Origin of the sequence: Pseudomonas sp. S5D5, assembly GCF_003013355.1 — a bacterium.
Taxonomy (GTDB): Bacteria; Pseudomonadota; Gammaproteobacteria; order Pseudomonadales; family Pseudomonadaceae; genus Aquipseudomonas; species Aquipseudomonas aylmerensis.
Window position 1 is genome coordinate 3,361,078 of sequence record NZ_PTEO01000001.1, and the last position, 20,226, is coordinate 3,381,303.

17 protein-coding genes are annotated in these 20,226 nt (G+C 61.1%); 12 read left to right on the forward strand and 5 right to left on the reverse strand.

Going from position 1 to position 20,226, the window contains the following annotated elements; all coding sequences use genetic code 11:
• Positions 1-127: 127 nt before the first annotated feature.
• Both C9990_RS15640 and C9990_RS15645 read right to left on the reverse strand, forming a co-directional pair.
• The gene (locus C9990_RS15640; protein WP_106803860.1) at positions 128-1,507 is read right to left on the reverse strand and encodes a heavy metal sensor histidine kinase; all 1,380 of its coding nucleotides are present in this window, start codon (positions 1,505-1,507) and stop codon (positions 128-130) included.
• Positions 1,504-2,175 carry a heavy metal response regulator transcription factor gene (locus tag C9990_RS15645; protein ID WP_065905273.1) on the reverse strand — a complete coding sequence of 224 codons (672 nt, stop codon included), beginning with the start codon at positions 2,173-2,175 and terminating at the stop codon, positions 1,504-1,506. The genes C9990_RS15640 and C9990_RS15645 overlap by 4 nt, the downstream gene beginning before the upstream one ends.
• Before the next feature lie 146 nt (positions 2,176-2,321).
• On the opposite strand from C9990_RS15645, the gene C9990_RS15650 reads away from it, so the two are divergent.
• The 3 genes from C9990_RS15650 to C9990_RS15660 all read left to right on the forward strand — a co-directional run bounded on the left by C9990_RS15650 (position 2,322) and on the right by C9990_RS15660 (position 4,784).
• On the forward strand, positions 2,322-2,825 hold the full coding sequence (locus C9990_RS15650) for a heme-binding protein (protein ID WP_065905271.1): 504 nt from the start codon (positions 2,322-2,324) through the stop codon (positions 2,823-2,825).
• A 10-nt stretch (positions 2,826-2,835) separates the two neighbouring features.
• A complete protein-coding gene (uraH, locus tag C9990_RS15655; RefSeq protein WP_106803861.1) occupies positions 2,836-3,246 on the forward strand; it encodes a hydroxyisourate hydrolase in 411 nt (136 codons plus the stop codon).
• Between the two features lie 218 nt (positions 3,247-3,464).
• A complete protein-coding gene (locus C9990_RS15660; RefSeq protein ID WP_256595098.1) occupies positions 3,465-4,784 on the forward strand; it encodes an ankyrin repeat domain-containing protein in 1,320 nt (439 codons plus the stop codon).
• Between the two features lie 91 nt (positions 4,785-4,875).
• Here the strand turns inward: C9990_RS15660 and C9990_RS15665 are convergent, their stop codons facing one another.
• Positions 4,876-5,709 carry an oxidoreductase gene (locus C9990_RS15665; RefSeq protein ID WP_106803862.1) on the reverse strand — a complete coding sequence of 278 codons (834 nt, stop codon included), beginning with the start codon at positions 5,707-5,709 and terminating at the stop codon, positions 4,876-4,878.
• 317 nt (positions 5,710-6,026) lie between these two features.
• Between C9990_RS15665 and C9990_RS15670 the strand changes: the two genes are divergently transcribed.
• A complete protein-coding gene (locus C9990_RS15670) occupies positions 6,027-7,154 on the forward strand; it encodes an NAD(P)/FAD-dependent oxidoreductase (RefSeq protein WP_106803863.1) in 1,128 nt (375 codons plus the stop codon).
• A gap of 21 nt (positions 7,155-7,175) precedes the next feature.
• On the opposite strand, the gene C9990_RS15675 is transcribed toward C9990_RS15670, so the two are convergent.
• The gene (locus tag C9990_RS15675) at positions 7,176-8,120 is read right to left on the reverse strand and encodes a LysR family transcriptional regulator (protein ID WP_106803864.1); all 945 of its coding nucleotides are present in this window, start codon (positions 8,118-8,120) and stop codon (positions 7,176-7,178) included.
• Between the two features lie 103 nt (positions 8,121-8,223).
• Between C9990_RS15675 and araD1 the strand changes: the two genes are divergently transcribed.
• The 6 genes from araD1 to C9990_RS15705 all read left to right on the forward strand — a co-directional run bounded on the left by araD1 (position 8,224) and on the right by C9990_RS15705 (position 15,770).
• Positions 8,224-9,222 (forward strand): AraD1 family protein, encoded by a 999-nt coding sequence (gene araD1, locus C9990_RS15680; RefSeq protein WP_106803865.1) that lies wholly within the window; start codon positions 8,224-8,226, stop codon positions 9,220-9,222.
• A gap of 68 nt (positions 9,223-9,290) precedes the next feature.
• Positions 9,291-10,610 (forward strand): MFS transporter, encoded by a 1,320-nt coding sequence (locus C9990_RS15685; protein WP_065905300.1) that lies wholly within the window; start codon positions 9,291-9,293, stop codon positions 10,608-10,610.
• Positions 10,611-10,655: 45 nt separating this feature from the next.
• Positions 10,656-12,212: a UxaA family hydrolase gene (locus C9990_RS15690; protein ID WP_106803866.1), complete on the forward strand. Its 1,557-nt coding sequence runs from the start codon at positions 10,656-10,658 to the stop codon at positions 12,210-12,212.
• 116 nt (positions 12,213-12,328) lie between these two features.
• Positions 12,329-13,915: an aldehyde dehydrogenase (NADP(+)) gene (locus C9990_RS15695; protein ID WP_106803867.1), complete on the forward strand. Its 1,587-nt coding sequence runs from the start codon at positions 12,329-12,331 to the stop codon at positions 13,913-13,915.
• Between the two features lie 164 nt (positions 13,916-14,079).
• On the forward strand, positions 14,080-15,618 hold the full coding sequence (locus tag C9990_RS15700) for a cryptochrome/photolyase family protein (RefSeq protein WP_106803868.1): 1,539 nt from the start codon (positions 14,080-14,082) through the stop codon (positions 15,616-15,618).
• Positions 15,615-15,770, forward strand: a complete 156-nt coding sequence (locus C9990_RS15705) for a DUF2256 domain-containing protein (RefSeq protein WP_106803869.1) — start codon at positions 15,615-15,617, stop codon at positions 15,768-15,770. Before C9990_RS15700 ends, C9990_RS15705 begins: the two co-directional genes overlap by 4 nt.
• 15 nt (positions 15,771-15,785) lie before the next feature.
• Here the strand turns inward: C9990_RS15705 and C9990_RS15710 are convergent, their stop codons facing one another.
• Entirely contained in the window at positions 15,786-17,111 is a 1,326-nt protein-coding gene (locus tag C9990_RS15710; protein ID WP_106803870.1) for an LLM class flavin-dependent oxidoreductase, read from the reverse strand.
• A 329-nt stretch (positions 17,112-17,440) separates the two neighbouring features.
• On the opposite strand from C9990_RS15710, the gene C9990_RS15715 reads away from it, so the two are divergent.
• Entirely contained in the window at positions 17,441-19,018 is a 1,578-nt protein-coding gene (locus C9990_RS15715) for an efflux transporter outer membrane subunit (protein ID WP_256595099.1), read from the forward strand.
• Positions 19,019-19,110: 92 nt separating this feature from the next.
• Positions 19,111-20,223 (forward strand): efflux RND transporter periplasmic adaptor subunit, encoded by a 1,113-nt coding sequence (locus C9990_RS15720; protein ID WP_177343949.1) that lies wholly within the window; start codon positions 19,111-19,113, stop codon positions 20,221-20,223.
• The last annotated feature ends 3 nt before the right edge of the window (positions 20,224-20,226 follow it).

The window sequence follows — 20,226 nt, forward strand, 5'->3', positions numbered from 1 at the left end:
GAAAAGTTGACCGGTGGGGATGAGCGGGAGTTCCACTTTTTATGATGACCGCTGGTCGTTGATGCCTCAAAAAAAGAGGCGCTGCGAAAAGCACCTCTCTGCTTAGGCTTAGTCGTTAGACGCTGAATCAGACAACGCGAGGGTTTTGCGCAGGAAACTCCAGGCGAAAGCTCGTTCCTGATGAGCGGCTGTCTACGGTGACCCGGCCGCCATGTAACTGCATGATTGAATGCACGATGGCCAACCCCAGGCCCCCGGAATCATCCGGCTGATTGCGTGATGGGTCGCACCGGTAGAAGCGCTCAAAAAGTCGCGGTAGGTGCTCCGCGGCAATGGGCGGGCCCTGGTTGTGTACAGAGACTTCGACCCCAGCCTCGCGCACCACGCTGCGAATAATCACCTCCGCCGCGGGAGAACCGTAGCGCAGGGCGTTGGCCACCAGGTTAGCCAATGCTCGACGGATCAACGCCGGATCGGCACGCAACTCGCCATGGGCCTGATTAATCAGGGTGACGTCGCGTTCTTGCGCCACACCTTCGAAATACTCACACAGTTGCTCGACCAGTTCATGCAGGTTAATGAGTTCGTCCTGCACGGATGCTTGCGGCTGCTCAGTCCGTGCGAGGAACAGCATACTGTCGATCATCCGCGCCAGACGCTCATATTCTTCCTGGTTCGACACCAGCAGGTTTTGATAGTCCTCGATGGAGCGGCTGTGCCTCAAGCTTTGCTGGGTATGCCCCATCAGGTTGCTCAGTGGCGTACGCATCTCGTGGGCGAGGTCTTCCGAGAACCGTGATAGCTGGGCGAACCCGTCTTCAAGACGTGCAAGCATTTGATTGAGCGCATGGCTGAGCACTTGCAGCTCACTCAGCTCGTTGAACTCGTCCAGCCGCAGATGCAGATGTTGCACATCAATCGCGGCGGCGCGCTGAGCCAGCCTGCGCACAGGCTGCAAGCCTCGTCGACTGACCCACCCGCCGAGCACAAAAGCCAGCAGCGCGCCGACTGACAGGGCGAGCCAGAGCTTGAGACGGTACGCCGCCAGCATCTGCTCGCGCTCACTCAACAACTTGCCGGCAATCAGCGTCAAGCCGCGACCACCCTGCATGACATGCTGCCAGGCAAGCCGCACTGACACCGAAGAGTCGCCGTCACCGAGCTGAGCCTGGGCTGCAGCCGGTAACGTGGGCAAGCGCATGCTGACGGGGTTGATTTCGATCAGTACCTGGCCGGTGTCATCGACAATCCACAGCAGGTTGTCGCGATTGCCCAGCATGTTTTCGTAGAGCTTGGGCCGATTTCTGAGTTGCTCGACGCTGACACTGTCGTTGATCAGTGCTTGCATGCGCTCCAGGCGCCCGAGCAGCGCCTGGTCATCGCGCCACGCGATTTCTCGCTGTAGCGACTGATAAAGATAAAACCCGATGGAGCCCAGCAGCAACGCGCTGACCAACGCGAACATGACCGCCAGGCGCAAGCTCAGGGTACGCGGAAACAGTTTCAGGATTGCACCTCAAGCATGTAGCCGATGCCCCGCACGGTGTGTATCAACTTGAGCGGGTAAGGATCGTCAACCTTGGCGCGCAGTCGCCGAATGGCGACATCGACCACATTGGTATCGCTGTCAAAGTTCATCTGCCAGATCTGCGAAGCAATCGAGGAGCGAGATAGCACCTCGCCTTCCCGACTGACCAGCAGGTGCAACAAGGCAAACTCCTTGTTGGTCAGGGTCAGCCGTTCACCCTGGCGCGTGACCTTGCGGCGCAACAGGTCCAGGCTCAGGTCTGCAACCAGGAACTGCTCGACTTCACGGGGCGGCCCCCTGCGCAGCAGCGTACGTACGCGCGCCAACAACTCGGCGTAGGAAAAAGGTTTGACCAGGTAATCATCGGCGCCTGACTCGAGCCCTTTGACCCGATCCTCCACAGAATCCCTGGCGGTCAGGAAAAGCACCGGGGTTTGCCACTTGCGCCGAATGATCTGGAGCAGTTGCCAGCCGTCCAGGCGCGGCAGCATGACGTCCAGAATGATCAAGTCGAACTCACTTTCCTGCGCCAGATACTGGCCCTCCAGGCCATCCAGGGCGACTTCTACCACGTAGCCCGATTCAGTCAGGGCTTTGTGCAGGTAATCCGCGGTTTTCGCTTCATCTTCAACAACCAGGATACGCATCTTTTCCTCCAGAACTGGAGCATAGGCTAGCGCGCCTGAGCGTTTTGGCACATTACATCTTGGTAATCATCAGGCAATCATTCTGACGGCCCGCACGCGTCATCCTGCCTGACCACGACTCAGCCAGACCAAATAAAGGAAAAAGCATGCGGACAAGCCTATCGAACTTATTGCTGATGCCACTCGCAATGAGCTCTGCGCTCGCGGTTGCATCTGCGGATCAGGTTGTACAGCGCAACGACGTTTCACTGGCAATCGCCAATGATTTGCTGAATGCCGCGCTGGCAGCGTGTCATGCCGATGGTCGTACCGGTGTTGCGGCAATTGTCGACCGAGGAGGCAATTTGGTCGCCCTGCAGCGTGACGATAACGTTGGCCCACACAATACATTGGCAGCCCAACGCAAGGCCTATACCGCCCTATCGACTAAGACCCCGACACGGCTATTGGCAGAGCGTGCCCGCAGCACCCCCGATGCGGAAAACCTCAACACCCTGCATGAGCTATTGCTGCTCGGTGGCGGAGTGCCATTGCTGTTTGAAGGACAAGTCATTGGCGCCATAGGCGTGGCCGGCGCCGGTGGTGCAGCAACCGATGAAGGTTGCGCATTAGCCGCTATCAACAAAATTCTACCTACCGTCAAAAACTAAGGACATCCTCATGACTGGATTAAAATCGTTGTTCGCTGGCGTTGTATTGAGTGTCGCCTCTTCGCTGGCATTCGCGGCAGGAAACCCGCTCAGCGTGCATGTACTCAACCTGCAAGATGGTCTGCCCTCCCCTGGCGTCAATGTCACGCTGGAAAAACAGGATGGCAACAACTGGAGCCTGCTCAACAGCGCTGCGACCAACGAGCAAGGGCGTATTCCCGGCCTGTACCCGGAAGGTAAGGCCCTGGAGAAAGGCACCTACCGTGTCACCTTCAAAACCGGTGAGTGGTTCAAAGCTCACAAGGTCTCGAGTTTCTTCCCCGAAGTACCGGTCATTTTTGAAGTAGACGGTACCCTTGCGCACTACCACATCCCGCTACTGCTCAGTCCCTACGGTTTCTCGACCTACAGAGGCAATTGAGCGTCGCCCCAACACCGAGGCAAGGCCGCCCTCACCTGATGGGCGGCATTTGTGCCTGACACCGATTCGATCAAAAGAGCCGTTGGGAAAATGCAGCGACATCTAAATGCCCGCGTACATCAGATGTTGAACGCGCTAGGGATATCAATAGGTGTAATAGAACTGGAAAGGACAGCAACACCACTAAGCTGCACGCTGAATAAGTTTGGAGCCATGGTATGAGTTGTGTTCCTCCCGGCAATAGCGCTTCGATAGCGCCGCTGATGATTTGCAACACTAACGACCCGATTCATGCTGCTGTGGCCCGCGGCGATAGCAAGCAGGTGTTGCAAGCGCGCATCGAAGGCATGCGCGCCGACGTGCTGGATAGCGAACGTCGCTCGCCTATCGATGTGCTGGAGAGCATGCGTGACCTGGACAAGCGCAGCCTCTCCCGCATGCGCATTGCCTTGTTGCAATCCTTAAACCCTACTGCACCTCTGGGCTACATCAAGCCCGAAGCCCTGCATGGTTCCCCGTGGGGCCTGGAAATACTGACCTCTGGCTCGCTCAAGGGCGGTGTCAATGATGCCAAGGGGGGCTCACAGTCGTTGAATGGTCGGGTTTTTTTCTCTGATCGAACGCCTGAAAGTGCCACGGATGCCACGACCCGTAAAAACCTGCGCACCAAGGCCCGTACCTACTCACGAGGCCTCGGGATTGTGCCCTCTAGCGCGTCATCCCGCGCCCAGCAACACCGTTTGACCCAGATCCTCACACACTCAACGGATCGAGGTTCGCCACTTTCGCTGACTTACAAGCCGGTGACGCTCGCTATAAAAGATCCCCAGGCTATTAATGCTGAAGGTAGCGCGTGGCTGCAAAACTTTCTGCATGATGCCTATATCGTTTCCGGTGCTGCCAGCAAGCTGCTCACCGCGCCCCCTGAGCAAAGCGTCAACGCGGTGAAACTTCCTCGCAGCATAACGTTTAAGTTCGAGAACGCCCCCGACTGTGTGCTCGAAGGTAAAGCGCTGGAGGTCCTTTATACGCAGTGGGCTTGCAAACTACGCGAGGCGTTGGAGCAGGGTAAAGCGCCTTATTTGAGCCTGATCAATAAAGGCACGGTAATACCGGTAGTGTTTGGTTTTGAAAAACTCAGGAATCTTTCCTCCCATCCTATTCATGACCACTCGGGCAACGCCACCAAGCTCTATTCATACCAAAATCAGAATCACCCACTGTCGGGTGGTGCAAACGGCGGCAAACTTAAGGAAATAGAAGTGCGCAGCCTGGCAGACCTGGCCACTTTACTGCTCGGATGCGAAGTTAAAAGTACTCAACTACCAGAAGAGGTGCTGGTCCGGATCAAGGGTAAGAGGGAAGACAAAGCCGAGTACCTGACGCCTGCCCAGCTCAGCCAGTTTCGGCAGAGAGTCTTGGCTCAGGCCGCCCTCCATGCCCCCCAAGGCTCAAGCCTGGCTCTGGCGTCCATGAGTCACTTGCAGCAGATCAATGCGATCGTGCGTAGCGGAAATCTCCAAAATCATTGGGTATGAGAGCGATAGGAGACATCCAGGGTGAAGACACGCGCCTTATGCCAGGCGGCTGGGTGACAACCAACCTCCTCCCTTGCCAATTCCCGGCTTCTTAACCATCCGTAGAACGCGTCAGTGCCTCCCAGTGGCTAATATCGCGCAGGGATTGCTCAAGTTTTTCGCGCACGTATCCCAGCGCGTCACTGCCCAGCAGCAGGTGGGCCGGTGGATTGTCGCTGGCGATCAACTGCAGCATGGCGTGCGCAGCCTTCTGCGGGTCGCCCAGTTGGTGGCCGCTCTTGGCTTCACGCGCCTGGCGCACGGGATCAAAGCTGGCGTCGTAGTCGGCAATGCTGCGCGGCGTACGCTGCATGGAGCGGCCGGCCCAATCGGTGCGAAACGAGCCCGGCGCCACGGCGGTCACGAAGATATTGAACGGCTTGAGCTCCTTGCTCAGCGTGTCGGAGATGCCTTCGAGCGCGAATTTGCTGCCGCAGTAGTAGGCGATCCCAGGCATGGTGATGGTGCCGCCCATGGACGTGATGTTGATGATGTGTCCGCGGCGACGCTCCCGGAAATACGGCACAAAGGCCTTGGTCACGGCAACTGCGCCGAACACGTTGACGTCGAACTGGCGGCGCATGTCTTCCAGCGACGACTCTTCGAAAATCCCCTCGTGGCCGTACCCTGCGTTGTTCACCAGGACGTCCACCGGGCCGTAGCGAGTCTCCATCTCGGCGACGACGCTGTCGATCCGCGCAAAGTCGGTGACATCCAGAATCACCCCGTGGGCACGGTCGGCAGACAACGCCTCGAATGCTTCAAGGGCTGCTTCATTACGCACGGTACCGATGACACGGTGACCGGCCGCTAATGCCTCGGTCGCGAGGGCCTTGCCAAAGCCGCTGCTGATGCCGGTGATGAACAGGGTTTTGTGAGTGCTCATGGACATGCCTCTCGGTTGATGAGTACTGATGTTAGTCAAGTCACCGCTGCCGACCTATGCCGGATCATCTGTGAGGCTTGCCTATTCCTATCAGCCCTGCGAGGAATGGATTGGCATTGCTGGCGGGCTGCGGAGATGCGCTGCACGTCCCCGCTGGAATGACGGCGCCTGACCGGTAGCGCCCCGCGGCTTGGCTGAACAATCATTTGTTGCAGGCCTCCCCCTTTCTGCCGGCAAAATAGGGTAGAAATCTCCGGCCAACGATGGCCGGGACATGCCGCGCCGCCGGCCCCTTTCTCACAGCCAACAGGTACCTTATGCACACCTGCGTCACAATCATCGGGGCTGGCCTGGGCGGCCTCATCCTGGCGCGCGTCCTGCACGTCCACGGCATTGCCGCCACGGTCTATGAAGCCGAGCCGTCGGCAACCGCACGCGCGCAAGGCGGGATGCTCGACATCCACGACTACAACGGCCAACTGGCTTTGCAGGCGGCGGGCCTGACGGATGAATTCCGCGCCCTTGTCCTGGAAGGTCGCGAGGCGACTCGAGTGCTTGATTGGGACGGCACCGTTCTGTTGGACCAACCCGACGACGGCACTGGCGGGCGTCCCGAGGTCATGCGTGGCGAGCTGCGCAAGATGCTTCTCGATTCACTGCCTGCCGGTACCGTGCGCTGGGGCCACAAGGTCAATAGCGTGCGTGCCCTGGGCGCGGGCCGCCATGAGGTGACCTTCGCCGACGGCACTCACGTTGTCACCGACCTGCTGGTGGGGGCCGACGGTGCCTGGTCTAAAGTCCGCCCGCTGCTCAGCACCGCCGTCCCCGAGTACATGGGCCGCTCGTTCATTGAAACCTACCTGTATGACAGCGACACCCGCCACCCCGCCACCGCCCAGGCGGTAGGGGGCGGTGCGATGTTCGCCCTGCAACCCGCAAAAGGCATCCAGGCGCACCGTGAGGAGGGCTCCACGCTGCACACCTATGTCGCCATCACCGCGCCCCAGGAATGGTTTGCCGCCATCGATTTCACTCACACGCCAACAGCGGCAGCACGGATCGCGCAGGTATTCACAGGCTGGTCCCCTGCCCTCACGGCACTGATTACCCACAGTGACACCGAACTGGTATGGCGCCCGCTCTTCACGCTGCCGGTTGAACACCACTGGAACCGAGTGCCGGGCGTGACGCTGGTGGGTGATGCCGCACACCTTGCAGCCCCGAATGGCGAAGGTGCCAACCTGGCCATGTACGATGGCGCCGAACTCGGCAAAGCCATCGCCTCACACCCGGATGACGTCGAAGCCGCGCTGCATGCGTACGAACAGGCGATGTTCCCGCGCAGCGCGCAAACGGCTGCAGAGTGCAATGAACTGCATGAGTTGCTGTTTGGTAACGACGCACCGCACAGCCTGGTGAGCATGTTCAACGGCGCAGGTACTTGAATACGGGACGCTTCATTCCTATCAAACGCCTGCTGCTGGGCTCACGCTTGCACCGGTGAGTTCTTCAATCAACAGAACCATCGGCGCCGTGTACTCCACATCGGCCCGCGTCACGATTTCATAGGGCTCGCTGGTCGACTGAATGGTCAACGCCAGCTTGACCAACATGCCGTGGTCGAGTGCCATTTGCGCCACGTCGTTCGGCATGACGGCGACCAGGTTCGGGTCCTTGAGCAACAGCGACAAGGTCGTGAATGTCGATGAGGTCTCGATGGCGTACAGCGGGAAGCTCAACCCCACTTGGCGAAACTCGCGCTCTAGGGTCAAGCGCATGGGCATATTGACCGGAAAGACTACCCAGTGGCTGTCCATGAGGTCGGCGAGTTGCAGCGTCTGCGCGCTGGCCAGTCGATGCCCCGGGTTGGCCACCACGACCAGCGGTTCCTGTGCGCGGAAACGGGTTTGGTAAGCCGTCGGGCGTGGGCTGACGCTGGTTCGACAGATCGCCACATCCAACCGCCCCTGATCCAGCAAGCTCAATAGCCGCGAGCTGGTGTCCTCGACAATCGCAATCGACAGCTCCGGCTGTTTATCGCGAAGGCGCGCCAGGCTCTCCACCAATGCCGGCACGGCTCCCATGATGGTGCCCACCGCCAGGCGTCCACCGTGTCCCTTGAGAATGCCGACCATTTCCTCGCGAAGGTGCTCGAGGTCGGTGTGAATCAAACGCGCATAACGAATCACGCAGCGGCCAAGGTCGTTGGCTTCCAAACCTTTGCTCGTGCGTTCGAAGAGGCTTGAGCCGAAGATGGTTTCGATTTCCTGCAATGCCTTGGTGGCACCGGGTTGAGACAGCGCCATGATCTCCGACGCCTTGCGCACCGAGCCGTGCTCGTCGAGGGCAATCAAGAGGCGCAATTGCTTGAGCCTCAGGCGCGATACGATGGATGAGAAGGACGGAAGCATGGGTATACCTGAAAGTTATCGCTCGGGTCGTAACTCTCATTAGGCAGCAACAGCCTGGAAATTTAAAGTGGCCCCAACGATAACAACAAGCTGAGGCTCCTCCATGCGATTAATCCAATTTGAAGACTCCACCGGCCAGCGTGGAGTCGGCGTCGTCGAAGGCGACGCGATTCAAGTCGTCAACGGTGCATCCAGCACCCGCACGCTTGCCCTCGCCGCGATTGCCAATGGTCGCAGCCTGCTCAAGGAAGTCGAGGCCAGGGGCACCACCCCCGGTCCAGAAGGTTATACCCAAGTGCTGCAAGCACGCCGAGTCCTGCCGCCCCTCGACCATGAAGACCCCGCGCACTGCCTGATCAGCGGCACTGGCCTGACCCACCTGGGAAGCGCCTCCACCCGCGACCAGATGCACCAGCAAAAAGTCGACGACAAGGCCGCACTTACCGACACCGCCAGAATGTTCCAATGGGGCCTCGACGGCGGCCGTCCGGCGGCAGGAACAGTGGGCGCCCAGCCGGAATGGTTCTACAAGGGCGATGGTTCCATTGTGGTACGCCCGAACCAGGCCTTCCAGTCGCCGGACTTCGCCGAAGATGCGGGGGAAGAACCAGAGCTGACCGGCCTCTATGTGATCGGCGAAGACGGCAAGCCCTACCGCCTGGGCTTTGCCTTGGGCAACGAGTTCTCCGACCATGTCATGGAGCGTCGCAATTACCTCTACCTGGCACACTCCAAGCTGCGTAACTGCTCCTATGGGCCAGAGCTGCGCGTGGGCGAGTTGCCCCGGCACCTGGCGGGGACCAGCCGGATCTGGCGCGACGGCACCGTGTTATGGGAGAAAGAGTTCCTGAGTGGCGAGGACAACATGTGCCACAGCCTGGAGAACCTTGAGTACCACCACTTCAAGTACGCCCAGTTCCTGCGTCCAGGTGACGTGCATGTGCACTTCTTCGGCACCGCCACCCTGTCGGTAGCCGATAACATCAAGACCCAGCCGGGCGACCGTTTCGAAGTCAGCATGCGTGAGTTCGGTGAACCGCTGTGCAACACCATCGAAGTGGTTGCACCCGCCTTCAGCACTGGAGAAGTACAGACGCTCTGACCGATGCGGCCCTTGATCGGGCCTCAAGCAAGGCTGCATTTCATAATAAACATAAGAGTGAGATGAAAATGACCACTGGCAATGCACAGGTCGTTACCGCTACGACAGCGAGTCCCGCCATCACCGCCCGCCCGACCACCGTACGTTGGAGGATTTTCCTGCTCCTGCTGCTGCTATCGGCCATCAACTACATCGACCGGGCTTCACTGTCGGTTGCACTGCCGCTGATTTCAGCTGATTTCAACATGACGCCGGCGCTTGAAGGGTTGATGCTGAGTGCATTCTTCTGGTCGTACGCGCTGATGCAGATCCCCGGCGGCATGCTGCTCGACCGTTTCCAGACGCGCAATATCGTCGGCATTGCCACGGTCGGCTGGGGCCTGTTCCAGGCCTTGGCGGGCGGCGCGCACAACTGGATCACGTTGCTCATCACCCGTATCGGCCTGGGTGTCGCGGAGTCGCCGATCATGCCGGCCGGCGCCAAGCTCAACGGTGCCTGGCTGACGCCCAATGAACGCGGGCGCGGCGCCACCCTGGTTGACGGCGGCGCGCCGCTGGGCACTGCACTGGGCGCAATCCTGATCGCAGGGCTGATCACCTGGTTTGATTCGTGGCGGATCGCATTCGTCATCGCGGGCGTCGGCACCATGGTCGTGGGCATATGGGCGTGGTGGTACATCAGGAACCATCCCAGTGAGCACCCGAAAGTCAATGCTGCAGAGCTGGCCTACATCACCGATGCCAACGAAGCCGCGAAGAAAGCCACCGGTGGGCGCAAGGCGATCCTCAAGGACCTGCTCAAGAGTCGTTCGGTACTGGCCATGTTCGCGGGGTACGCGTGCTACAACAGTGTGTTCTACGGCCTGCTGACCTGGATGCCAAGCTACTTGCACAAAGCCCATAACCTCGACATCAAGGCCATGGGCGGCGCCACCTTCCTGATCTTCATATGCGGCTTCATCGGCGAACTGTTTGGTGGCTGGGTGTCGGATAAATGGAAGGCTGCCGGCGGCCAACCCAACACGGTCATGCGCAGCATGTTCGCAGGCTCCGCCGCAATTGCCGCGATCTGTATCCTCGCCGTGGCCTACAGCAGTGATGCCGTCGTGGTTATCTCGCTGCTCTGTGTCGCGCTGTTTTTCATTCGCTGGTGCGGCATGTACTGGTGCCTGCCCGCCATTCTCGGCGGCCAGTCCAAAGCCGGCGTGTTGGGCGGCAGCATGAACTTCTGCGGCAATATGGTCGGGGTGATCGTGCCTATCCTGATCGGCCTGATTGTGCAATTCACCGGCTCGTACTTCCTGGCGCTGATCTTCTTCGTCGTCATGGCTTCAGGATTGATGCTGTTCTCCAGCCTGATTGATTATCGCGAGCGTGGGTTGGCCTGACCTGCCCGACTCCATAGCGCTCCCTGAAAAACCGAGGCAACCGTCATGCAACTCATAACTACAACAGGCAGCGAGACCGCTGCCAATGCCGTGATCAGACTCAATGTGCTCGACGATGTGTTGATCGCGCGGCAACCGCTGATCAAGGGCCTGGAGCTCAAGGCCGAAGGCATCCAGGTACTTGAGCCGGTGCCCTCCGGCCACAAAGTCGCTGCGCGTCATATCGACGTGGGCCAACCCGTGCGCCGCTACGGGCAGATCATCGGCTTCGCGAGCCAGCCAATCGAAGCGGGACAGCATGTGCACGTTCACAACGTCGCAATGGGCGATTTCTCTCGGGACTATGCCTTCGGCGTCGATGCCAAAGGCAGTCCTGCGCCCACCGCAGAGACGTTCATGGGCATTGTGCGCGCCGATGGCCGTGTCGCGACCCGCAACTACATCGGCATTCTGACCTCGGTCAATTGCTCGGCGACGGTGGCGCGTGCGATTGCCGATTACTTCCGCCGCGACATTCATCCTGAAGCGCTGGTCGAGTACCCCAACGTCGATGGTGTCGTTGCGCTCACCCACGGCGTTGGCTGCGCAGTCGACCCCGGCGGCGAGGCACTGGCCATGCTGCGCAGGACACTGGGCGGTTATGCCGTCCACCCTAACTTTGCCTCGGTGCTGCTGATTGGGCTGGGGTGCGAGACCAACCAGATCCCTGAGTTGCTCGCGGCCCAGGGCCTTGAAAGCAGCGATTCGTTGCGCACATTTACCATCCAGGGCACCGGTGGCACCTCCAAGACCATTGCCAGTGGCATTGCTCAAGTGAAGTCGCTGCTGGCCGAAGCCAACCAGGTCAAGCGTGAGCCGGTCAGCGCCAAACACCTGATTATCGGCCTGCAATGCGGTGGTTCGGACGGTTACTCGGGCATCACCGCCAACCCGGCGCTGGGCAATGCCGTGGACCGCCTGGTGGCCGCCGGCGGCACCGCGATCCTGTCGGAAACCCCGGAGGTCTACGGCGCCGAGCACTTGCTGACCCGTCGCGCCGTCAGCCAGCAAGTGGGTGAAAAACTCATCGCGCGCATTCATTGGTGGGAAGCCTACTGCAAGCGCATGGATGCCGAGCTCAACAACAACCCGTCGGCGGGCAACAAGGCCGGTGGCCTGACCACCATCCTGGAAAAATCCCTCGGCGCCGTGGCCAAGGCCGGCTCGACCGATCTGGTCGACGTCTACGAATACGCTGAAACCGTCAGGGCCCACGGCCTGGTGTTCATGGACACCCCCGGCTATGACCCGATCTCCGCGACCGGCCAGGTCGCCGGCGGCGCCAATCTGATTGCCTTTACCACGGGGCGCGGATCGGCTTATGGGTGTGCACCCTCGCCGTCGATCAAGCTCGCCACCAACAGCCGTCTGTGGGAAACCCAGGAAGAAGACATGGACGTCAACTGCGGCGGGATTGCCGACGGCACCATGACCATTGAGGAGCGCGGCGAATACATCTTTCGCATAATGCTGCGCATCGCCTCAGGCGACAAAAGCAAAAGTGAACAGCATGGCTACGGCCAGAACGAATTCGTGCCGTGGCAGATCGGTGCGATCACTTAAGGCCCTGCATTCACTTCGACACACCGGCTCCCGTCGTCCCGCACGATGTGGGGCCGCTTTAGTTTGCCGGTGTCGAGCCTGGCATTTCTCTTCATCCTCCAATCAGGAACCCTGACATGACTCAGATTCTCGGTCAGAACTACATCGGTGGTCAGCGACTTGGCGCGGGCAACGTGCAGCTGCACAGTTTCGATGCGACAACCGGCGAAGCCCTCCCGGGCCACTTCATCCAGGCCACACAAGACGAGGTCGACGCGGCAGCCAAGGCGGCCAGCGCCGCCTACCCAATTTACCGCAACCTGCCAGCCGCGCGCCGCGCCGAGTTCCTGGAGGCCATCGCTGACGAGCTGGATGCCCTCGGCGACGATTTCGTCAGCACCGTCTGCCGTGAGACCGCCTTGCCTGCCGGGCGTATCCAGGGTGAGCGTGGCCGCACCAGCGGGCAAATGCGCCTGTTCGCCAAGATACTGCGGCGAGGCGACTTCTACGGCGCGCGCATTGACCGTGCCCTGCCGGATCGAGCGCCCCTGCCCCGCCCTGACTTGCGCCAGTTCCGGATCGCGGTGGGCCCCGTCGCCGTGTTCGGCGCGAGCAACTTCCCGCTGGCGTTTTCCACTGCCGGTGGCGACACCGCTTCTGCCCTGGCAGCGGGCTGCCCGGTGGTGTTCAAGGCTCACAGCGGCCACATGGCGACCGCTGAATGGGTCGCGGACGCGATCATGCGGGCCGCGCAGCGCACCGGTATGCCCGCCGGCGTGTTCAACATGATCTATGGCGGGGGCGTCGGCGAGTGGCTGGTGAAACATCCCGCCATCCAAGCCGTGGGGTTCACCGGCTCGCTCAAGGGCGGCAATGCGCTGTGCAAGATGGCCGCGCAACGTCCGCAGCCGATTCCGGTGTTTGCCGAGATGTCGAGCATCAACCCGGTGATCATTCTGCCCCAGGCCCTGCAAGTGCGCGGCGAGACCATCGCCAAGGAGCTGGCCGGCTCCGTGACCTTGGGTTGCGGGCAATTCTGTACCAATCCCGGGCTGATCATTGGCCTGCGATCAGCGGATTTCAGCGCCTTCCTGCAACGCTTCACCGCGCAGATGCATGACCAGCCGGCCCAGACGATGCTCAACGCAGGCGCCTTGGCCAGCTATGCCAGCGGTCTGCAACACCTGCACGCGCATCCGGGCGTGGAGCACCTGGCGGGCAATCCTCAGCAAGGGAAACAGGCCCAGCCACAATTGTTCAAAGCCGATGTCAGCCTGCTGCTCAACGGTGACGAATTGCTCCAGGAAGAAGTGTTCGGCCCTGCCACTATCGTTATTGAAGTCGCCGACCAGGCGCAACTGGTCGCCGCACTCAATGGGCTGCGCGGGCAACTGACGGCCACCGTGCTGGGCGAAGCCGATGAGTTGCTCGAATACAGCTGGTTGACCGGCTTGCTGCAGGAGAAAGTCGGACGGATCCTGTTGAACGGCTATCCAACCGGTGTTGAAGTCACCGACACCATGGTGCATGGCGGGCCTTACCCGGCGACATCCGACGCGCGCGGCACGTCGGTGGGAACCTTGGCGATTGATCGTTTCCTACGCCCGGTCTGCTTCCAGAACTACCCCGACGCCCTCTTGCCCGAAGCGCTTCAAGATGCCAACCCGCTTGGTATTGCGCGCTTGGTCGACGGCGAACACACGCGTGCTGCACTGAGCAACTAAAGCGAGCGGGGAGTAAAAACGCTTCAATAGAGAACCCGACCGCTGTGTCGGGTTTTCTGTTTATGGTGGATTGTCAGTCCATCCCTTTAAGCCTATCGTGTTAAAAACTTATACAAAGGCATAGGCTATGTACAACAAATCGCAGTGGTCGGCGATGTTCTGCAATGGATAAGACTCACCGACTGTGCCTGGTCCTGGGCGACCAGTTGTCTTTTGACCTGGCCTCCTTGAAGGCGTTGGATGCCGAACACGATACGGTGTTGCTGGTCGAGGTGATGGAGGAAGCCAGCCACGTGGCCCATCACCCGCAGAAAATCGCACTGATCTTCAGCGCGATGCGCCATTTCGCCCAGGCGCTGCAACAGCGGGGCATCCGCGTGCACTACGTTACCCTCGATGATCCGCACAACAGCGGCTCGGTGCCGGGCGAGTTGCAGCGCTGGCAGTCGCTGCTGCAACCCGACTCGCTGCATCTGACCGAGTGCGGTGACTGGCGCCTGGAGCAGTCCCTCAAGACATGCGGCTTGGCCATCCAGTGGCATACCGATAGCCGCTTCCTCTGCACCCGCGGCGGATTCTCGTCCTGGGCCGCCGGCAAAAAACAGCTGCGCATGGAGTTTTTCTACCGTGAGATGCGGCGCAAGAGCGGCCTGCTGGTCAATGGCGACGGCAGTCCGGTGGGCGGCGCCTGGAACTTTGATGCCGACAACCGCAAGGCGCTGCCCAAGCAGGTGAGAGCGCCCCTGCCGATGCGCTTTACCGCAGATGCCATCACCCAGGAGGTGCTGGCGCTGGTGGCGGAAAACTTCACCGAGCATTATGGCGACCTAGGCACCTTTGACTACCCGGTGACCCACGCCGACGCCCAGGCGCTGTGGGAGTATTTCCTCGACTGGGGGCTGGCGGCGTTCGGTGACTACCAGGATGCCATGGCCAGCGATGAACCCTTCCTGTTTCATGCCCGGATCAGCGCCGCGCTGAATATCGGCCTGCTGGACCTGCGCCAGGTGTGCCAGGACGTCGAGTCGGCGTATTGGGCGCAGAGGATTCCCCTCAACGCCGCCGAAGGTTTTATCCGCCAACTCATCGGCTGGCGCGAATATGTCCGCGGTGTCTACTGGCTGAAAATGCCGGACTACGCCAGCGGCAATCTGTTTGGCAACAGCAGGCCGCTTCCGGAGTTCTACTGGACGGGCGACACCCAAATGAACTGCATGCGCCAGGCGATCGGCCAAAGCCTGAAGCATGCCTATGCCCACCATATCCAGCGGCTGATGGTGACCGGCAACTTTGCGCTGCTGGCCGGCATCACGCCGAATCAGATTTGCGACTGGTACCTGGCGATTTACATGGACGCGTTCGACTGGGTCGAGTTGCCCAATACACTGGGCATGGTCATGCACGCGGACGGCGGCTACCTGGGCTCCAAGCCTTATTGCGCGAGTGGCCAATATATAAAGCGCATGTCCGACTACTGCGGCAACTGCGCGTACAAGGTCAGTGAAAGCACCACTGACGACGCCTGCCCGTTCAATGCGCTTTACTGGCACTTCCTCATGCGTCACGGCGACCTTCTGCGCAGCAATCCGCGCATGGGCATGGTCTACAAAAACCTCGACCGCATGACTGAGACCAAACAACAAGCGCTCTGGGACCGCGGCCAGACACTGCTCGCCAGGCTCGATGCCGGGGAGTCGTTGTGAAGAAGAGCGAACTCCCAGTGAAAAAATGCGTGGTCTGCGGATTGGATTTCGCCTGGCGCAAGAAATGGGCACGCTGTTGGGATGAAGTGCGCTACTGCTCGCAGCGTTGCCGACGACACAAGCCGTCAGCACCGAGCAGCCCGCCCGCCTGAACACCTGTTGGACCGCTAGCCGTCGCGTGCAAACCGAGGAATGTCCAGCCCCAGGTTTTCACGCAATGTCGTGCCTTCGTACGCCGTGCGGTACACACCTCGTTCCTGCAACAACGGAATGACCTCCTGGGTGAACCGCTTGAATTGCTCTGGGTGCCCGATATAGAGGTTGAAACCATCCACGGCGCGCGCCTCGAACCACTCGGCCATTTTCCGCGCGACGGTGTCGGCGGTGCCCACGAAGGCACCCGGACGCAGTTGTCGACCAAACTCAACGGCCTGGCGCAAGGTAAAACCCTTATCGCGCGCTTGATCGGCAATGCGTTTGGCTGCGGTAAAGAAGCTGCTGCGCGCGGCCTCCAGGCTTTCTTGCGGAAACGGCGCATCCAGGTCGTACTGGCTGAAATCATGCCAACCGAAGTTGCGTCCGAACTCCTTCAGGGCGAGTTCAAAACTATGGTCGACGTGATGGTAATGCTGCTCGATTTCACGTGCATGCGCGTCGGTGTCGCCGACATACACTTCTGCGCCGGGCATCACCAGCAGGTGCTGTGGGTCACGGCCCAGCCGCGCTGCCCTGCCCTTCACATCCTGGTAAAACGCCTGGCCCTGCTCGATGCTGGCGGCGTGGGTGAAGATCACGTCGGCGGTAGCGGCACCGAGGGCGCGGCCTTGTTCCGAATCACCGGCCTGGAAGATCACCGGCTGGCCCTGGGGTGACCGCTGGATGTTCAGCGGGCCGACCACGGAAAAATGCTCGCCCTTGTGGTTCAGGCTGTGCAGTTTGCTCGGGTCGAGGAACTGGCCGGTGGAGCGGTCGCGCACGAAGGCATCGTCTTCATAGGAGTTCCACAACCCCTGCACCACCTGCACGTGTTCAGCGGCGCGGCCGTAGCGGGTGTCGTAATCATAATGCTCGTCGCGGCTGTAATTGCCGGCCGTGCCGGCGTCGCCGCTGGTGACCACGTTCCAGCCGGCGCGGCCTTTGCTGATCAGGTCCAGCGATGCCAGGCGCCGCGCGACGTTATACGGCGAGTTGTAGGAGGTCGTCAGCGTGCCGACCAGGCCTAGATGCCGCGTGCTCACGGCCAGCGCCGATAACAGGGTCAACGGCTCCAGGCGATTGAGGTAATGGGAGGGCGACCCCGGTGTGATGAACTGGCTGTCGACGATAAACATCAAGTCGAACAGCGCCGCCTCTGCCTGGCGCGCGATGTCGATATACCAGTCGACGTTGACACTGGCATCGGCCGGCAGGTGCGGGTCAAGCCACAGGTTGTGGCGCCCGGGCCCACCGCAGCCCATGGTCAGGGCGCCCAGTTTCAGCTGTCTTTTGCTCATGTCCACGTATTCCAGCCCAAGTGACTAAGGGCGCATACAGTGAGCGACTCGCCCCGTCGTGTAAAATAACCACAATGCATAACCTAATTCATTAACAATGCCGAAAGCGCATTTAATGCGCCTGCCGTGCCTGTGCGACCCCATGCACTGACATTGCGCAGCGCCTGGCACCACCTACACTCATCTGAATCCGGCGACGCCGCGCCCTTGTTGCCCAGCCGGCCCGTAGCACCTGCACGCATTGCTCGACAAAAAAAGCAGTTAACCAACTGATTAATAGAGTAACTATGAAAGAGCACCTGCGGCAGCGTGTATTCAGACCGCAACACGTGGCACACCTTCTGGCGCCCTTGAGCCTGCTATGCCTCGCCCTCGCCGGCTGTACGGTCGGGCCGGATTTCGTGCGCCCCGATGCGCCGGCGAATGCCGACTACTCTCGCGAAAAGCTAATCACCACTGCCCAGGCCGATATCGACACCGGGGGCGCGGCCCAGCGGTTGATCGCCGGGATGGATATTCCCGGTCAATGGTGGGCGCTCTTCCGTTCGCCAGCCCTCAATGCCCTGGTTGAAGAGGCCTTGCGCGCCAACCCGGACGTGAGCGCCGCGCAAGCCGCGCTGCGCCAGGCCAACGAGTTGGTGTATGCCGACCAGGCGTCTCTGTTTCCCTCGGTCAGTGGCAACGTGCAAAAAGCCCGCGAGAAAGTCTCCGGCGTCACTTCGGGGCTGCCGGAGTCGCCGATTCTCACCGTCAGTTCGGCCTCGTTGAGCGTGTCCTATGCGCCCGATGTGTTTGGCGGTACGCGCCGGCAAATCGAAGCCACCTCGGCGCAGGCCGAGTACCAGCGCTTCCAGCTGGAGGCGACGTACCTGACCTTGACCGCCAATGTGGTCAATACCGCGATCAGCCTGGCGTCGGTGCGAGACCAGATCGCCGTCACCGAGGAAATCATCCGCCTGCAGGGCGGCCAGCTCGACTTGCTGCAAGCCCAGCGGCGCCTGGGCGCCATCAGTGATGCCGACGTGCTCACGCAACAGACCGCGCTGGCACAGTCGCGCGCGACCTTGCCGCCGTTGCAGAAGCAATTGGCGCAGACGCGCAACCAGCTGATGGCCTACCTCGGCCGCTTCCCCAATCAGGATCAGGGTGAGCGTTTCAACCTGGCCTCCCTGCAACTGCCGCAGGCACTGCCGGTCAGCCTGCCTTCCGACATGGTCGCGCAGCGGCCGGATGTGCGCTCTGCACAGGCGCAATTGCACCAGGCCAGCGCTGACATTGGTGTAGCCGTGGCCAACCAACTGCCGCAGTTCAGCATCACCGGGTCATTGGGCTCCACGGTGGCGGGCGGCACCAAGCTGTTTTCGTCCGGCTCCGGCGTGTGGAGCCTGGCCGGCGCGATCACTCAACCGCTGTTTGATGCCGGCGCGCTCGAACACCGCAAACGCGCGGCCGTGGCGGCCTATGACGAATCGGCGGCGCGCTATCGCGGCACCGTGCTGACCGCGTTCCAGGACGTGGCCAACGCGCTCCGGGCGCTGGAAGCCGACGCTGACGCACTCAACCAGCAGGTCGTGGCGGAACGCTCCGCGCAAGCCAGCCTGGATCTGGTGCAAGCCCAGTTCCGTCTCGGCGCCGTGGCTTACATCAACCTGCTCAACGCCCAGCAAACCTACCAGAACACTGCGTTGGCACGCGTCAGGGCACAGGCTGCGCGCTACAGCGACACCACGGCGCTGTTCCAGGCACTGGGTGGCGGCTGGTGGAACCGCACGGATGTGGACCCCGCGACAAAGGGCCGCCCGGATCGCTTCGGCCTGCCGTCGTGGCAGGAAATCATGCCGCCCACGAAAAAGCCTGCGCCCAGCGACTCGGCGCGGTTCGACAGAACTGAATCATTGAAACAGTGAGATTCTCCATGGCTGACGTCCAGACTGCCTCTCCCCTGCCTCCCGAGCCCGGCGCACCGGGAACCCCACGCAAGCGCCGGTTATGGCGGCCGATGCTGATCATGGTCGCGGTGGTGCTGGTGATCGTGGCGATCATTGCCGGGGTGAAATTCGTGCAGATTTCGGCACTGATCGCCCAGTCCAAGGCGCCGTTGCCCGCCGCCGTAGTGACGGCCATGCACGTGCCGTTCAGCGAGTGGCAACCCAGCGTCTCGGCCGTGGGGTCAATGAAGGCGGTTCGCGGGGTGGATGTGACCACCGAGGTCGGCGGTATCGTGCGCACCCTCGGTTTCAAACCTGGCCAAGAGGTACCGGCCCAGGCCCTGTTGGTGCAACTGAATGCCGATTCTGACATCGCGCAACTGCATTCGCTTGAGGCCACGGCCGATCTGGCGGTGATCGTACTCAAGCGCGACAAAGCCCAACTGGCGGTCAACGCCGTGTCCCAGGCCCAGGTCGACACCGACACCGCCGACCTGAAGGCCAAGCAAGCGGCAGCCGAGCAACAGCGCGCGCTGGTGGCGAAAAAAACCATTCGCGCGCCGTTTGCCGGGCGGATCGGCATTACCAGCGTCAACCCGGGGCAATACCTCAACCCCGGCGACAAAATCGCCACGCTGCAGACGTTCGACCCGATCTACATCGACTTCACCGTGCCGCAAACCCAGCTCGAAGCCATCGCCATCGGCCAACCCGTCGCAGTGACCGCCGACGGCCTGTCCAACCAGACCTTCACCGGGCGCGTCAGCACCATCGATACCCAGTTCGACTCGACCACGCGCAACGTCACCGTCGAAGCGACCGTCGAGAACCCCAGGCAAAGCCTGGTGCCCGGCATGTTCGCCCGCGCCGTCGTGACCTCCGGGACGCCGCAGCGCTACCTCACCGTGCCGCAGACCGCGGTCACCTACAACCCTTACGGCACCACCGTATTCATCGCGACGTCGGCGAAGAACGACAAGGGCGAGGACGTGCTGACGGCGCAGCAGACCTTTATCCAGACCGGGCCGACCCGTGGCGACCAGGTAGCGATCCTGTCCGGCGTGAAGGAAGGCGACCTGTTGATCACCAGCGGCCAGATGAAACTCAAGAATGGCTCGCCGGTGAAGGTCGATAACAGCGCGGCACCGCTCAATGACCCGGCCCCGACTCCCCAAGAACATTAAAGG

Excerpts from the sequence above, each read along its gene's own strand:
- C9990_RS15645 (WP_065905273.1), bottom strand. The coding sequence starts at position 2,175 with ATGCGTATCCTGGTTGTTGAAGATGAAGCGAAAACCGCGGATTACCTG.
- C9990_RS15650 (WP_065905271.1), top strand. The coding sequence starts at position 2,322 with ATGCGGACAAGCCTATCGAACTTATTGCTGATGCCACTCGCAATGAGC.
- uraH (WP_106803861.1), top strand. The coding sequence starts at position 2,836 with ATGACTGGATTAAAATCGTTGTTCGCTGGCGTTGTATTGAGTGTCGCC.
- C9990_RS15660 (WP_256595098.1), top strand. The coding sequence starts at position 3,465 with ATGAGTTGTGTTCCTCCCGGCAATAGCGCTTCGATAGCGCCGCTGATG.
- C9990_RS15665 (WP_106803862.1), bottom strand. The coding sequence starts at position 5,709 with ATGAGCACTCACAAAACCCTGTTCATCACCGGCATCAGCAGCGGCTTT.
- C9990_RS15670 (WP_106803863.1), top strand. The coding sequence starts at position 6,027 with ATGCACACCTGCGTCACAATCATCGGGGCTGGCCTGGGCGGCCTCATC.
- C9990_RS15675 (WP_106803864.1), bottom strand. The coding sequence starts at position 8,120 with ATGCTTCCGTCCTTCTCATCCATCGTATCGCGCCTGAGGCTCAAGCAA.
- araD1 (WP_106803865.1), top strand. The coding sequence starts at position 8,224 with ATGCGATTAATCCAATTTGAAGACTCCACCGGCCAGCGTGGAGTCGGC.
- C9990_RS15685 (WP_065905300.1), top strand. The coding sequence starts at position 9,291 with ATGACCACTGGCAATGCACAGGTCGTTACCGCTACGACAGCGAGTCCC.
- C9990_RS15690 (WP_106803866.1), top strand. The coding sequence starts at position 10,656 with ATGCAACTCATAACTACAACAGGCAGCGAGACCGCTGCCAATGCCGTG.
- C9990_RS15695 (WP_106803867.1), top strand. The coding sequence starts at position 12,329 with ATGACTCAGATTCTCGGTCAGAACTACATCGGTGGTCAGCGACTTGGC.
- C9990_RS15700 (WP_106803868.1), top strand. The coding sequence starts at position 14,080 with ATGGATAAGACTCACCGACTGTGCCTGGTCCTGGGCGACCAGTTGTCT.
- C9990_RS15710 (WP_106803870.1), bottom strand. The coding sequence starts at position 17,111 with ATGAGCAAAAGACAGCTGAAACTGGGCGCCCTGACCATGGGCTGCGGT.
- C9990_RS15720 (WP_177343949.1), top strand. The coding sequence starts at position 19,111 with ATGCTGATCATGGTCGCGGTGGTGCTGGTGATCGTGGCGATCATTGCC.